Source organism: Saccharopolyspora karakumensis (genome assembly GCF_004349225.1).
Classification (GTDB): Bacteria; Actinomycetota; Actinomycetes; order Mycobacteriales; family Pseudonocardiaceae; genus Saccharopolyspora; species Saccharopolyspora endophytica.
This window is the reverse complement of record NZ_SMLA01000043.1, coordinates 43,002-56,198: the sequence shown is the minus strand read 5'-3', so window position 1 is coordinate 56,198 and position 13,197 is coordinate 43,002. Positions and strand designations below refer to the sequence as shown.

Below are 13,197 nucleotides of genomic sequence, written 5' to 3'. Positions count from 1 at the left end.
TTCAACCGACTCAAACAATTCCGCGACCTGGCCACCCGCTACGCCAAACGCGCCGCCTACTACCAGGCCGAACTCACCATCGCCGCCATCATCCTCTGGCTCCGATGACTTACAGGACAGAACCTAGGTGCCGGAGGTCATGTACCCGGATGCGGGGTACGCCTCGTTCCGCTGCGCGCAAGCCGACGAACTCGGCGTCCGCACGATGCACCCCGGCGACGAGGTGGTGGAGACGTGCCGCGAGCTCTCCGGTCGTCGGGGCGGCTTCGATGTCGCGTTCGAGCGCTCGGGAGCCCCGGGAGCGCTGCCCGCGCTCTTCGAGGCGGTGCGTCGTGAAGCGGTGGTCGTCACGGTCGGGCACCCGAGCAGGCCCACCGAGATCGACCTGGCCGGCCACATCAACAAGAAGGGGATCACGCTGCGCGGCGTCTTCGGCCGCAGACTCTGGGACAGCTGGGAGGAATTGCTGCTCCTCGAGTCCGGACGGCTCGAGCTCGACTGGCTGGTCACCCTCCGAATGCGGCTGGACGACATCGACGAGGCCATCGGACTGCTGACCGGCGACGGGGGCAAGGTGCTCCTGCTCCCGAACCTCACCTGACGAGCCCGCCGCGGTCTCCGGTGATCTCAGATCGTCTCGCTCATTCGCCTTCTGCTGAGAGATCGGAGTGGCGTCGCAGCTCATCGACAGCGGGCTCGTCGGCTCGTGGCTCGTCTGCGGTGGGTTGATCGGTGACCGTCTGCTGGCCTCCTTCGGCCGGCTCCGACGAGTGCACCCGTGCAGGCTGGTTCTGCTGCGTCATGACATCAACCTTTCCGCTGGCACCGTGCCTGGTGAGCGCGGTGCGAGGCCGGTGCCCAGGTGGTTCCCCGCCTTCAGGGGCCGTAAACGTCGTTCTCGCATGCTTCCTGCCGGGCAGGCCGCGTTCGCCCGCGTGGCGCCGATGAGGATCAGGTCGACAACTGCCCCGGGTCGCCGTCAGCAGAGGGTGGGGTCGATGTGACGCCTGAGGGCGGTGTCGTCGAAGCCGGTGACCGACATCTCGCCGGGCACGGCGCGCTTCGCCGAGGAAGCCCATCGCGCCCTCTTCTGCAACAGCGACACGGAACCAGATGACCCGACTGCCGAACCATGGATACTCCCTCTGCAGGGTGCAGCCAGGGTTCAGCGCGTTTCCTCCGGAAACCAGCACAGCCGCCGCGCTCGACTTCCCGGGAATCATCGGGACGACGCCGAGGCCAACTCGCTTCGTTCTCGCCGGGTCACGGTTGTTCCAAGGACCGCAGCAGTGCTTGCAAGGACAGTTCGCCGAGCGGCTGGCACCGGAACACCGCGCGGCCGTCCTGGCTGATCAACAGCAGCGGCATCGCCGGGAGCTGTTCGAGCAACGGCACGACCACGTCGGGGCGACCGGGCGGCCCGACGTCGAGGACGACGATGTCTGCCCGCGTTCTGCGGATCTCGTCGATGACCGGTTCGTGTCATGCGCTTCGCCGACGATGAAGACATCCGATCGACGGGCGTCGGCCGTTTCGATGATCTCGCGCATCAGCTGGGTGAGTCTGTCCAGGCGGCGTTGCCCGGGTTCTGGTGATATTTGGTTTCGATCCAGGTGACGATCGCCGGCCGCAGTTCGTCACGGGTGTGCCAGAGTCTGGTGTCGAGAAGGTTCTTTCGTAGCAAGGAGTTGAACCCGTGTTGCGCAGCAGCCCGAAATCCTGGTTGTGCACCAGCTCGTGCTCCAGCGACTCGCGGATCTCCTCGATGGCGAGCCGGGCCTGGCCGATTCCACGGCACTGAGTTCCGCGCCAGTGCGGATGAATGTGTGACGTCCCCTCGTGGCGTCCACAGTGGTCGCTGATTGTTTCGTGCGTGCAGCTGCGCATTCTTCGGAGAAGCTGAACATGATGCAGTTCGGGCGAACTGAGGCCAGGCCATCCCGAACGGGCCGAATCCCACGAGGGTCCGGTGCCGACCATTGCACCCGGGTCATCAATGGGGCCGTGATGAGGTATTGGACGGCGAAGACGAGCCGGGGTGATGCTGGGGGACAGCGGGTCGACCCCAGGTGAGATGAGTGAAGCCCGGGGATTGCGAAGGCCGAACCAGCGAAAGGATGGCTATGAGTCGCCTGTGTCAAACCGAGGGTTTGAGCGAGGAGCAGGACGAGATCGTCAAGTCGGTGCGCACGTTCGTGGAGGAGCAGGTTCGCCCGGTGGCCACCGAGCTCGAGCACGCCGATGAGTACCCGACCGAGATCGTCGAGGGGCTCAAGGAGCTGGGTGTCTTCGGTCTGACGATCCCCGAGGAGTACGACGGGCTGGGTGAGTCGCTGCTGACCTACGCGTTGTGCGTGGAGGAGATCGCGCGCGGCTGGATGAGCGTCTCCGGCGTCATCAACACCCACTTCATCGTGGCCCACATGCTGATGAAGCACGGTACCGAGGAGCAGAAGCGCAGGTATCTGCCTCGGATGGCGACGGGCGAGGTGCGCGGCGCCTTCTCGATGTCCGAGCCGGGGCTGGGCTCGGACGTCTCCGCGGTCAAGACCAAGGCGACCCGCAACGGTGCCGGGTACGAGATCACCGGTCAGAAGATGTGGTTGACCAACGGCGGCTCCTCCAACCTGGTCGCGGTGTTGTGCAAGACCGACGATGGCGCCGAGTCGGTATACAAGAACATGACGACCTTCCTGGTCGAGAAGGAGCCGGGCTTCGGCGAGGTGGCGCAGGGCATCACGGTGCCCGGCAAGATCGACAAGATGGGCTACAAGGGCATCGACACCACCGAGATGGTGTTCGAGGGCCACCGGATCTCGGCCGGCCAGGTCCTCGGTGGCGAGCCCGGCAAGGGCTTCTACCAGATGATGGACGGCGTCGAGGTCGGCCGCGTCAATGTCGCGGCGCGCGCGTGCGGCATCGCCAACCGCGCCTTCGAGCTCGGGATCGGCTACTCGCAGCAGCGCGAGACGTTCGGCAAGCCGATCGCTCAGCACCAGGCCGTGCTCTTCCGCCTGGCCGAGATGGCGACCAAGGTCGAGGCCGCCCACACCATGATGGTGCGCGCGGCCCGGATGAAGGACTCCGGTCGGCGCATGGACGTCGAGGCCGGCATGGCCAAGATGCTCGCCTCGGAGTACTGCAACGAGGTCGTCGAGGCGTGTTTCCGGATCCACGGCGGCTACGGCTACGCCAAGGAGTACGAGATCGAGCGCCTCTACCGCGAGTCCGCGTTCATGCTGATCGGCGAGGGAACCTCCGACATCCAGAAGATGATCATCGGCCGGCGCCTGTTGGACGAGTACAAGCAGTGAAGGCGAGTCGCAGGCGGCGGCGACCTGCCGGGTGACCCCGCCTGATCGCTGGAGGAACCTCGCCTGGCACCGCGGGCAGGTGCGGTGCCGGGCGAGGCGGGTCAGCGGGTAGGTGTGGCCGCGTCCCCGGGCAGGGCCGCCTGGTCGGAGTGCGGCGTCTCTTCGGCCGCAGGGCGACCTAGCAGGGCGCGCGAGCACACGAGCGAGATGGCGGTGGTCACGATGCCGAATGCCACCGGGAGCGCCATGCTGCCGGAGCTGCTGTGGAGCCACTGCAGGATCATCGGGGTGGTGCCGCACAGGGCGCCCGAGAGCCCGTAGGTCAGCGAGATGCCCGTGTAGCGGACCCGAGTGGGGAAGCTCTGGGCCAGCATGCCCGCCATCACCGCGTAGAACATCACGTCGGGGATCGTCGCCAGGACGGCACCGATCATCGCGAGCGTCCAGTTGCCGGTGCCGATCAGCACGAACATCAGGGCGAGCGCTGGGATTTCGAGCCCGAGCAGCAGCGTGACCAGTGCGCGGGGGCTCCAGCGGGTGGCGAGGATGGCGCCGAAGGGCTGCACGAAGAACTGCACCACGCTGGCGATCAGGATGATGCTGAGGAAAGAGTCCTTGGAGAAGTCGAGGGACTTCGTGGCCCACGCGAGGGCGAAGGTGTCGCGGGCGTAGACGACGACGAAGACGCACAGGATGCCGAAGATGCCGAGCATGAGCTCGCGGGAGTTGCTGCGGAAGACCTCGACGACCGGGACCTTGACGACCTCGTTGCGCTCGTGCAGCTGTTTGACCGCGGGCGATTCCTCGAGCTTGAGGCGGATGACCAGGCCGACGACGACCAGCAGCGCGGAGGCGAGGAAGGGCAGGCGCCACGCCCACTCGAGCAGCGCCTCCTCCGGCAGCATGCCGGTCACCGCCAGGAAGCCCAGGGTGGCGAGGATCCGTCCGGCCGGCGAACCCTGCTGCGCGAAGGCGCCGAAGAGGAATCCGCGGTCGGGCCGGGTGTGCTCGGTGGCGATCAGCACCGCGCCACCCCACTCGCCGCCGACGGCCAATCCTTGCAGCATGCGCAGCACGATCAGCAGGACGGGCGCGGCGGCACCGATGGTGGCGTAGGTCGGGAGCAGGCCCACGCCGACGGTGGTGACGCCCATGAGAAGGAGGGTCGAGATCAACGCGCGCTTGCGGCCGATGCGGTCGCCCAGGTGGCCGAACACGGCCCCGCCCAGCGGCCGGGTCAGGAAGCCGACGGCGAAGGTGCCGAACGAGAGCAGCACCGCGACGGCGGGGTCGGCATTGCTGAAGAACAGCGGGCCGAACACCAGCGCGGAGGCCGTGCCGTAGATGTAGAAGTCGTACCACTCGATGGTGGTGCCGACGAAGGCGGCGATACCGGCTTTCCGCGCCATCCGCTCGTCGAGCTGGGGGGCTGTGGACATGGGGGGCTGCTCCTCAGGACGGATCAGGGAAATGCCTCTGCGCGCTGTGGTCGGCCTGTGACCGCACTCACGCTAAAGGCGCCCTTGTTGCCTGTCCAAGACCGAATCTGGACGTGATTGATATCCGGATTCGCAATAGTCGGCGCTCCCGGCGAGCAGGCCGAACGGCGCCGCCGACCGCGTGTTTCGCGTCAGCGGCGCCGAGGTCGGCTTGTGGTGCCGGGAGTCCTGGTCAGGGAACGACGAGCGTGATGCTTTCCGCCACGCAGAGGGGCTGCTCGACGCCGCCCGCTTCAACGGTCCACCTCACCACCACCTGGCTGCCGGCGGGGAGGTGCCGGACTTCTTGGATGCGGGGCGTGGCCCGGACCTTCGACCCCACGGGCACGGGGGCGGGGAACCGCACCTTGCCGAGCCCGTAGTTCAGGCGGGCGGAGCCGGTCTCGATCGCGTAGAGCCGGGCGGCGAACGCAGGCAGCATGGCCAGTGTGAGGTAGCCGTGGGCGATGGTGCCGCCGAACGCCGATGTCGCCGCCCGCTCGACGTCGACGTGGATCCACTGGGGGTCCCCGGCGACGTCGGCGAACTGTTTAAAGCGGACTGCGTGATCTCCGTCCATTCCGCGGTTCCCAGGTCTTCTCCGATGGCCGCCTCGATCGCCGAGAGGTCGGTGAACACGCGCGGCGGCATCAGGCGATCCGCTCGAAGACGGCGGCCAGGCCCTGACCGCCTCCGATGCACATGGTCTCGAGGCCGTAGCGCGCTTGACGGCGGTGGAGCTCACGCGCGAGGGTTCCGAGCATCCGCACACCCGTGGCTCCCACCGGGTGGCCGAGCGAGATGCCGGAGCCATGCACGTTGGTGCGCTCGTGGTCGGCGTCGGTGAACTTCCACTCCCGCATCACGGCCAGGGCTTGGGCGGCGAACGCCTCGTTGAGTTCGATCACCCCCATGTCGGCCAGGGAGAGCCCGGCGCGGGCCAGAGCCGCCTCGGTCGCCGGGACCGGGCCGATCCCCATGACGTCCGGGCGCACACCGGCGGCCGACCAGCTCACCAGCCGCACCAGCGGTCGCAGTCCCAGCTCCTCGGCCGTGTCCGCGGTCGTGACCAGGCACATCGCCGCAGCGTCGTTCTGGCCGCTGGCGTTGCCCGCGGTGACCGTGGCCTCGGGGTCGTCGGCGGACAGGAGCGGGCGCAACCGCGCCAGCGACTCCAGCGAGGTGTCGGCGCGGGGGTGCTCGTCGGTGTCGACGACCACCTCGCCGTTCCTGGAGGACATGGTCACCGGGACGATCTCCTCCACGAGAATGCCCGATTCCTGGGCGGCCACCGCGCGCTGGTGGGAGCTCACCGCGAGCCGGTCCTGCTCCTCGCGGCTGATCGCGTGCTCGCGACGCAGGTTCTCCGCGGTCTCCAGCATGCCGCCGGGAACCGGGTGGAAGCGGCCGCCTGGGGTCTGCCGGCCGCGGGTGAGGCCGTCGTGGATCCGCACGCCGGTCCGCGCACCGCCCCATCGCATGTCGAGGGAGTAGAAGGGCACGTTGCTCATCGACTCGGCGCCGCCGGCGACGACGACCTCGCTCGCGCCGCCGGCGACCTGCATGACGGCGTTGATGACGGCCTGGAGCCCGGAGCCGCAGCGGCGGTCGACCTGCTGACCGCCGACGGTCACCGGGAGCCCGGCGTCGAGACCGACGACGCGTCCGATGGCGGGTGCCTCGGCGTTGGGGTAGCAGTGCCCCAGGATGACGTCGTCGATGCGGTCGGGCTCGATGCCGGTGCGCGACAGCAGCCCCCTCAGCGCGGCCACGCCCAGGTCGACGGGACTGACGTCCTTGAACAAGCCGCCGTATCGTCCGATCGGGGTTCGGACGGGCTCGCAGATCACGACGTCGCGCGCGGTGTGGTTCATCGTTGGGTGCCTTTCGGGGTGTCAAGTGCGAGATCGGCCGACAAGACGACGAGCGTGGTGTCGCCCTTGCGGAGGTGGACCTCGGCGCGGTCATCGGCGGCGAGCGCCACGTTCGCGTGGGCGTTCTCGCCGCAGAACAACGGGGCTGTGTTGCGGTGGGCCAGGTGCCGCACCGAGCGGTCCGGGTGCTCCAGGCGGAGGCACTCGGCGAGCACCAGGGTCGAGAGCGGGCCGTGCACGACGAGTCCGGGATAGCCCTCGACGCGCGTGGTGTAGGGCCAGTCGTAGTGGATCCGGTGCGGGTTGGCGGTTGCGGCGCTGAACCGCATCAGCAGGGTCGGGTCGGTCCGGAAGCGCCAGCCCCCGTCCTCGGGGACGAGCGGTGCGCCGACCGGCTCGGCGTTGGCCGGGACTGTGGGATCGGGAAGGTCCCCCGGCGCGGGTACGGGGGTGGACTCCCGGTAGACGAGGTTCTGCTGTTCCTCGAGCAGCAGCTCGCCGCCGGGTTCGCGGAGACGGATCCCGATCCGGACGATCACCAGGGGCCCGCTCTTGCCGGCCTTCTCCTCGACCGAGTCGACCCGAGCCTCCCGGACCACCTGCGTGCCGACTCGCAGATCGCCGTGCAGCGTGACCTCTCCGCCGGCGAACATCCGGCGCGGAAGGCCTACCGGTGGCAGGAATTCTCCGCGGTGCGGGTGCCCGTCCGCGCCGATGGCCGACGAGTAGGGCCATCGCGGAAGCGCCACCCAATGCCACAGCGGGGGGAGCACATCGCCGGTACCGGGCACGGGTTCGTCGCCGTCCAGCAGTGCCCCGAGAGCGGCGACCGGTGTCGGGTCCAGCGTTTCAACCGCGGTCGTCTCGTGCGCTGTCCAGTCCCGGTAGACCACGGGCTCGTGCTCTGCGCTCACATGAACCGCCCGCCTGTCACCTCGGCCACGGTGCCGGTCATGTAGGACGACAGCGACGAGGCGTAGAAGAGAGCCACGTTCGCCACTTCGGCCGGCTCACCAGGGCGGGCCATCGGTATCTCGGCCATCTTCTGGTCCCAAGCCTTCTCGGGCATGGCCTCGGTCATCGCCGAGCGGATCAGGCCGGGCTGGATGGCGTTGACGCGGACGCCGTGGTGGGCCACCTCCTTGGCGGCTGCCTTGGTCATGCCGACGATCCCCGCCTTGGCGGCCGAGTAGTTGGTCTGTCCGACCATGCCGACCTTGCCGGACAGGGACGAGATGTTGACGATCGCGCCGGACTTCTGCTCCCGCATCCGGGCCGCGGCCAGCCGGGTGCCGTTCCAGCAGCCCTTCAGGTGCACGGCGATCACCTGGTCGAACTGCTCCTCGCTCATCGTGCGCATGGTCGCGTCGCGCGTGATGCCCGCGTTGTTGACGACGACGTCCAGGGAGCCGAAGGTGCTGCGGGCCGTTTCCAACGCCCGTTCCACGTCGGCGGCCGACACCACATCGCACGCCACGCCGAGGGCGTTGTCCGGGTCGAGCCCCTTGGCAGCCGCGTCGGCGGCGCTCCCGTCCAGGTCGGCGATCACGACGCGGGCGCCCTCGGCCGCGAAGCGCTCCGCAATGGCCAGGCCGATGCCCTGGGCTCCGCCGGTGATCAGTGCCGTCTTGTCGTCGAGAAGTGCCATCAGCTGCTCCGATCGTTGCTCGTCGCGGTCCGGTCGCGGGCCACCGTCTGGCTTGCGAACACGTTCTTCTGGATTTCGTTGGTGCCCTCGCCGACGATCACCAGCGGGGCGTCGCGGAAGTAGCGTTCGACGTCGAACTCGCGCGAGTAGCGACGACGACGGGCCGGTTCTGGCGAGGGCCGCGATGTCGTCCTCGTACCAGGGTGTGCCGACCGCGTTGACCCGAACGGCGCAGGGTGCGTCGTGACCGGACCACCAGTCGACGACGTTGCGACGGGCGCCCGGCTTGCGGGTGGGTGCGACGGCGTCCTCGAGGTCGAGCACGACCAGGTCGGCTCGGGCGGCCGCGGCCTTCGAGAAGCGCTCCGGGCGATCCCGGGGAGCGAAGAGCCAGGTTCCCGCGGTTTCGGCGGTCGTGAGCGCGCTTATCGTTGCACCGTCCGTACTTCGCGGGTGGCGATCACGCCGCGGTCGGCGAGGTCGGTGAGCGCCTCGGCGTCGAGGCCGAGGGCGTCGGCGAGCACTGAGCCGGTGTCCTGCCCGACGACGGGTGCCGGTTCCGGGATGGTCCGCCGACCGTCGACGACCAGGGGCGACCCGGGTGCGACGAGACGGCCGACCCCCGGCTGGTCCACAGTGGAGAAGAGCGGGTGCTCGCGCAGCAACCGCGCGTCATCGGCGGCCAGGTCGTTGAAGGTGCGGTACGGCGACCACAGGATGCGGGTGTCCGCGAGGGCCTCGGTCACGTGCGTCGTCGGGTGCTGCTCGAACCACGCGGCGACCAGGCCCGCGAGCACCGTGCGGTGCCGGTAGCGCTCCCCCTCGTCGGAGAAGTCCGCCCCCAATGCCCGGGCCAGCGCGGACACGGCGTCTTCGAGGCCGGTGACCCGGAGCAGGTCGTGCCACTGGCGCGGGGTCAGGGCCACGATCATGAACCGGTCGCCGTCGGCGGTGGTGAAGTCGCGGCCGAACGTGCCGTAGACGTAGTTGCCGGTCGGCTCGCGCCGCACGGACGGCTGGAGCTGCGCCTCGGCGAGGTAGCCCAGGTTCCCCGCGCCTGCGAGGGCGACGTCCTCGAGGGCGACTCGGACCTCTGATCCCTCACCGGTGAGCATCCGCCGTCGTTCGGCGGCGAGCAGGCCGGTGGCGAGGTGGAAGCCAGCGGTGAGATCCCAGGCCGGGACCAGGCTGTTGACCGGTCCGTCGTGGTCTTCGGGCCCGGTGACGAGGGGGAAACCGCTGGACGCCTGGACGGTGTAGTCGACGGCGGTGCCGCCGTCGTGCCTTCCGGTGAGCAGCGCGTGGACGACGTCGGAGCGACGCGTCCGCAGCGCCTGGTACCCGAACTCCGGCCAGCGCTCGCTGTTGGTGACCAGGATGCCGCCCGACGAGCCGCCCGAGACCACCAGATCGGACACGAGTTCGCGGCCCTCGGGCCGGGTGAGGTCGACGGCGATCGCCTTCTTGCCCGGGTTGAGGCCGTTCCAGTAAAGGCTGACGCCTTCATCCGTGAGCGGCCAGCGGGACCGGTCCGGGGCGCCTTCGAGGGGCTCGACGCGGATGACCTCGGCGCCCAGCTGCGCCAGCATGGTGCCGCACAGGGGAGTAGCTACGAAGCTCGAAACCTCGACGACCCGGAGTCCGGCGAGCGGGCCGGTCCCGGGCGCGGCCGACGGGGAGGACGCCTCGACAGGGCTCATGGAATCAGCCTTTCGGAAGTGGGCGGAATGGGATCAGCGGACGCGGGCCGTGTGCTCTTGCGGGCCAAGAGCGAGGTCGCGGTGGCGAGGACGACCGGCACGCCGAAGACGAGGGCGAGCAGCCCGGTCGGGTAGGCGATCGCCACCCAGGAGTAGCCGACGGCCAGTCCGGCGAACCGGAGCGTGTTGTGCAGGCCGAGCGCGACACCGCTCCCGGCGGCGGGGGAGCTCATCAGGCCGTGCCCCGCCGCGGCCTGCACGACTCCGATCGCCGAGCCGGTGAGGGCCAGCGCGACGACCGTGGCCGGCACGGCGAGGTGGCGCGGCACCGTTTCGACGGCGAGGAGGAGGGAGACGAAACCGGCGCCCAGGAGCAGCAATCCGCCGAGCAGGCTGCGCTCGGTCGAGAACCGCTCGGTGATCCGGGAGGACAGGGGCGCGGCCAGGGTCATGGCCAGGGCGAGCGTCAGCATGACCGCACCGATCGAGCCGGGCCCCAGACCCAGGTCGCGACCGAGGTGCAGCGGGGTGGCCACGATGGCCACGCCCAGGCAGCCCATGACCGCGCAGGCGGCGGCGGTGCTGGCGACGTACCGGCGCTCGGTGACCAGACCGGCGGGGATGAACGGCCCGGTCTCGGTGCGACCGAGCAGGCGGTGCCACACCAGCGCGCCCACGCCCACGGCGGCGAAACCGACCGCCACCCAGGCGGATCCCCACTGGCCGAGCCAGCTGACGGCGCCCACGAGGGCGCCGATGCCGATCGTCAAGGTGGCCATGCCCGACGCGTGGAGCGCTGCCGTTGCGCCGGGGACCGCCGGCACGACTGTCAGGCAGAGCACCAGCAGCACGAGGCTGAGGGCCGCGTGTGTGAGGAAGACCCACCGCCACCCGAGCGCGTCGGCGACCAGCCCGCCCAGCGGCGGACCGAGGGACTGCCCCACCCCCATGGCGGCGGCCCAGCCCGCCATCGCCCGGGCCCGGTGCTGGGCCCAGTGGCGGCCGAGCACCTGCTGCACCGCCGGCGGCACCGCGGAGCAGGCGACCCCCTGCAGGGCACGCATCACGACGAGGAAAGCCAAGTCCTGGCTGAACGCCGCACCGGCCTGGGCGGCCGCCATCAGCAACAGCGACCAGCCCAGTACCTGCCGCGAACCGAAGCGCTGGCACATCCACCCCGACAGCGGTGCGCAGAGCACCATCGCGAGCGTGAAAGCGCTGACGGCGAAGACGATCCCGCGCGGCGAGGCACCGATCGCGTGCGCGATGACGTTGATCGGTGCGCTGATGATCGTGCTCGCCAGCGTGCCCAGCGTCGTGCACGCGAGCAGCGCGGCGTACGCCGTTCGCGACGGGTCGGGGGCGGGAGCGACCTCCCTCATCGCAGGTAGAGCCGGACCGTGTCGATCTCTTCCCGCAGGAGCCGGACCTCCTCGGCCGTGGGGCGCGCGGTCTTCCGCACGTCGTCGGCGACTGGGATGTTCCAGCCGGTCGCGTCGCGCACTTCGTCGGCGGTGTGGCCGGGGTGGACTTCGCTGATCACCAGTTCGCCGAGCTTGTCGGGGCGGCGCAGCACGGCCATCGGGGTGATGACCGTCGAGACGCCGTGCCCAGGCGGCTCCATCCGAGGATCCTCGGCGTGCGCTCGGACGGGGCTGGGTGAGGTGCAGAAGTCCAGCTGCGCCGGGAGTGAACCCGGGTCGTGGCGGCGGAGCACCACGACGCACTCGGCGGCGTTGGACATGATCTCGGCGGCTCCGCCGGCTCCGGGCAGCCGCACGGCGGGCTTGTCCCAGTCACCGATGAAGCTGGTGTTGAGGCTGCCCCACCGGTCGACCTGCGCCGCCCCGAGGAAGCCGACGTCGACGTGGCCGCCCTGGAGGACGTAGCCGAACAGCGCCGGCATGCCGAGCGCGGCCGCCGCCCCGGAGACGAGCACTGAATCGGCGATGCCCTCGGCCAGGCCCTCCGGCTGGGCGCCGCAGATGCCGGATTCGTAGACCAGCTCGACGTCCGGGTTGGTGGTCCGGCGGGCCAGCTCGACCGCGAGCGTCGGCAGGCCGACGCCGGCGAAGACGCGGTGCCTGCCGGCGAGTTGCCGCGCCGCGACGGCGGCGAGGAACTCGGTGGTGGACGGTGCGACGTCCGACAGCGCCTCGGCTTCGGAGCCGACGGGCAAGCTGCTCATGCGATCACCTGCCGGCGGCCGAAGTCCACGGGCTGGGAGGGACGCGGGGCGACCCGCACGGTCTCCCACCGCTCGGAGCCCAGCTTCGCCAGGTACGCGGCCCGGTCGGGAACCTGGTGCACCCACTCGTCGAGCCACTTCACGAGCGCGTCGCGGTCCCTGCTGATCGGCGTCCACTCGCGGTAGAAGGCGTTGTCGCGGTCGTAGTGGCCCTGCGCGTACGACGGGTGGGCGCCACCGGGGCACTCGACCACGGCCGACACGGCGTGCGAGGGCAGGACGGTGCGGTTGGGGTCGGAGCGGACCACGTCCTCGTCCACGATCTCCTCGACCGTGACGATCACGGCCCGCGCGGCGTAGGCAGCCTCCTGCTGCGCCCCGGTGATGCCCCACATCTGGACGTTGCCGGAGCGGTCGGCGCGCTGGGCGTGCACGATCGTCACGTCCGGCCGCAGGGCGGGGACGACGTAGATGTCAGGGCCGCCGTAGGGGTCGGCGATCTTGCGGATCATCGGGTTGAGCCCGGGGAGGTCGCTGCCCGCGTAGGAGCGCAGCGGGAGGAACGGCAGTCCGGCGGCTCCGGCCTGGTAGCGGCACACCATGCCGTAGTGGCTGTACTCCTCGACCTCGAGCGGCGCCGGTTCGGAGCGCTCGACGCGTCGGCGCACCTCGTGCAACGACCCGGCCGAGCCGCTCGCGAAGAACGACGCGATCAGCCGGCGGACGCATCCGGCGGCGATCATCTGGTCGGCCAGGAGGTCCGGGGTCATCCGGCAGAAGGTGAGGTCCGCGATGCCCTGGCGGATGATCTCGTGGCCGGCCGCGAAGGGGATGAGGTGCCCGAAGCCCTCCAACGCGACGGTCATCCCGTTCTCGACGTGCGCGGCCACGGCCGATGGCAGATCGGTGACCTTGTCTGGGGCTGGCATCGGGCTCCTCGCGTAGCAGGATCGGACGGACCCAATCTGCCGCCGTTCGTACGGGGAACTCCAATA

Annotated in this window: 13 protein-coding genes and 3 pseudogenes; 2 read left to right on the top strand and 14 right to left on the bottom strand. The window is 69.9% G+C overall.

Annotation, left to right across the window (positions count from 1 at the left end; all coding sequences use genetic code 11):
* Positions 1-139 precede the first annotated feature (139 nt).
* Positions 140-601: a zinc-binding dehydrogenase gene (locus E1202_RS23160; protein ID WP_132685233.1), complete on the top strand. Its 462-nt coding sequence runs from the start codon at positions 140-142 to the stop codon at positions 599-601.
* Positions 602-979: 378 nt separating this feature from the next.
* Here the strand turns inward: E1202_RS23160 and E1202_RS32660 are convergent, their stop codons facing one another.
* The 3 genes and pseudogenes from E1202_RS32660 to E1202_RS32305 form a co-directional block, all read right to left on the bottom strand.
* Positions 980-1,105: a hypothetical protein gene (locus tag E1202_RS32660; protein WP_268952356.1), complete on the bottom strand. Its 126-nt coding sequence runs from the start codon at positions 1,103-1,105 to the stop codon at positions 980-982.
* A gap of 158 nt (positions 1,106-1,263) precedes the next feature.
* Positions 1,264-1,395: a hypothetical protein gene (locus tag E1202_RS32655; RefSeq protein WP_268952355.1), complete on the bottom strand. Its 132-nt coding sequence runs from the start codon at positions 1,393-1,395 to the stop codon at positions 1,264-1,266.
* A 303-nt stretch (positions 1,396-1,698) separates the two neighbouring features.
* A pseudogene (locus E1202_RS32305) lies at positions 1,699-1,887 on the bottom strand (hypothetical protein); the annotation flags it as partial.
* A 236-nt stretch (positions 1,888-2,123) separates the two neighbouring features.
* Here E1202_RS32305 and E1202_RS23145 point away from each other — a divergent pair.
* Positions 2,124-3,314: an acyl-CoA dehydrogenase family protein gene (locus tag E1202_RS23145; protein ID WP_132685231.1), complete on the top strand. Its 1,191-nt coding sequence runs from the start codon at positions 2,124-2,126 to the stop codon at positions 3,312-3,314.
* 101 nt (positions 3,315-3,415) lie between these two features.
* On the opposite strand, the gene E1202_RS23140 is transcribed toward E1202_RS23145, so the two are convergent.
* The 11 genes and pseudogenes from E1202_RS23140 to E1202_RS23090 form a co-directional block, all read right to left on the bottom strand.
* Positions 3,416-4,753: an MFS transporter gene (locus E1202_RS23140; protein ID WP_132685230.1), complete on the bottom strand. Its 1,338-nt coding sequence runs from the start codon at positions 4,751-4,753 to the stop codon at positions 3,416-3,418.
* Between the two features lie 232 nt (positions 4,754-4,985).
* Complete coding sequence (locus tag E1202_RS23135) at positions 4,986-5,372, bottom strand: MaoC family dehydratase (protein ID WP_328591012.1); 387 nt, start codon at positions 5,370-5,372, stop codon at positions 4,986-4,988.
* A gap of 70 nt (positions 5,373-5,442) precedes the next feature.
* On the bottom strand, positions 5,443-6,666 hold the full coding sequence (locus tag E1202_RS23130) for an acetyl-CoA C-acetyltransferase (RefSeq protein WP_132685229.1): 1,224 nt from the start codon (positions 6,664-6,666) through the stop codon (positions 5,443-5,445).
* Positions 6,663-7,580, bottom strand: a complete 918-nt coding sequence (locus tag E1202_RS23125; protein WP_235878910.1) for an FAS1-like dehydratase domain-containing protein — start codon at positions 7,578-7,580, stop codon at positions 6,663-6,665. Before E1202_RS23125 ends, E1202_RS23130 begins: the two co-directional genes overlap by 4 nt.
* Complete coding sequence (gene fabG / locus E1202_RS23120) at positions 7,577-8,314, bottom strand: 3-oxoacyl-ACP reductase FabG (protein WP_132685228.1); 738 nt, start codon at positions 8,312-8,314, stop codon at positions 7,577-7,579. The genes E1202_RS23125 and fabG overlap by 4 nt, the downstream gene beginning before the upstream one ends.
* Positions 8,314-8,463: pseudogene (locus E1202_RS32650) on the bottom strand (acyl-CoA dehydrogenase family protein); the annotation flags it as partial. The pseudogene E1202_RS32650 and the gene fabG, both read right to left, overlap by 1 nt.
* Before the next feature lie 13 nt (positions 8,464-8,476).
* Positions 8,477-8,743 (bottom strand): annotated as a pseudogene (locus E1202_RS33020) (aldolase/citrate lyase family protein); the annotation flags it as partial.
* A complete protein-coding gene (locus tag E1202_RS23105) occupies positions 8,740-10,014 on the bottom strand; it encodes a CoA transferase (protein ID WP_132685227.1) in 1,275 nt (424 codons plus the stop codon). The pseudogene E1202_RS33020 and the gene E1202_RS23105, both read right to left, overlap by 4 nt.
* Positions 10,011-11,396 (bottom strand): MFS transporter, encoded by a 1,386-nt coding sequence (locus tag E1202_RS23100; protein WP_132685226.1) that lies wholly within the window; start codon positions 11,394-11,396, stop codon positions 10,011-10,013. The genes E1202_RS23105 and E1202_RS23100 overlap by 4 nt, the downstream gene beginning before the upstream one ends.
* The gene (locus tag E1202_RS23095; protein ID WP_132685225.1) at positions 11,393-12,202 is read right to left on the bottom strand and encodes a CoA-transferase subunit beta; all 810 of its coding nucleotides are present in this window, start codon (positions 12,200-12,202) and stop codon (positions 11,393-11,395) included. The genes E1202_RS23100 and E1202_RS23095 overlap by 4 nt, the downstream gene beginning before the upstream one ends.
* Complete coding sequence (locus E1202_RS23090) at positions 12,199-13,131, bottom strand: CoA transferase subunit A (RefSeq protein WP_132685224.1); 933 nt, start codon at positions 13,129-13,131, stop codon at positions 12,199-12,201. The genes E1202_RS23095 and E1202_RS23090 overlap by 4 nt, the downstream gene beginning before the upstream one ends.
* Positions 13,132-13,197 lie beyond the last annotated feature (66 nt).

What these genes read in the sequence shown, in the direction of transcription:
- E1202_RS23140 (WP_132685230.1), bottom strand. Translation starts at nt 4,753, where the DNA reads ATGTCCACAGCCCCCCAGCTCGACGAGCGGATGGCGCGGAAAGCCGGT.
- E1202_RS23135 (WP_328591012.1), bottom strand. Translation starts at nt 5,372, where the DNA reads ATGGACGGAGATCACGCAGTCCGCTTTAAACAGTTCGCCGACGTCGCC.
- E1202_RS23100 (WP_132685226.1), bottom strand. Translation starts at nt 11,396, where the DNA reads ATGAGGGAGGTCGCTCCCGCCCCCGACCCGTCGCGAACGGCGTACGCC.
- fabG (WP_132685228.1), bottom strand. Translation starts at nt 8,314, where the DNA reads ATGGCACTTCTCGACGACAAGACGGCACTGATCACCGGCGGAGCCCAG.
- E1202_RS23130 (WP_132685229.1), bottom strand. Translation starts at nt 6,666, where the DNA reads ATGAACCACACCGCGCGCGACGTCGTGATCTGCGAGCCCGTCCGAACC.
- E1202_RS23095 (WP_132685225.1), bottom strand. Translation starts at nt 12,202, where the DNA reads ATGAGCAGCTTGCCCGTCGGCTCCGAAGCCGAGGCGCTGTCGGACGTC.
- E1202_RS23105 (WP_132685227.1), bottom strand. Translation starts at nt 10,014, where the DNA reads ATGAGCCCTGTCGAGGCGTCCTCCCCGTCGGCCGCGCCCGGGACCGGC.
- E1202_RS23090 (WP_132685224.1), bottom strand. Translation starts at nt 13,131, where the DNA reads ATGCCAGCCCCAGACAAGGTCACCGATCTGCCATCGGCCGTGGCCGCG.
- E1202_RS23145 (WP_132685231.1), top strand. Translation starts at nt 2,124, where the DNA reads ATGAGTCGCCTGTGTCAAACCGAGGGTTTGAGCGAGGAGCAGGACGAG.
- E1202_RS23160 (WP_132685233.1), top strand. Translation starts at nt 140, where the DNA reads ATGTACCCGGATGCGGGGTACGCCTCGTTCCGCTGCGCGCAAGCCGAC.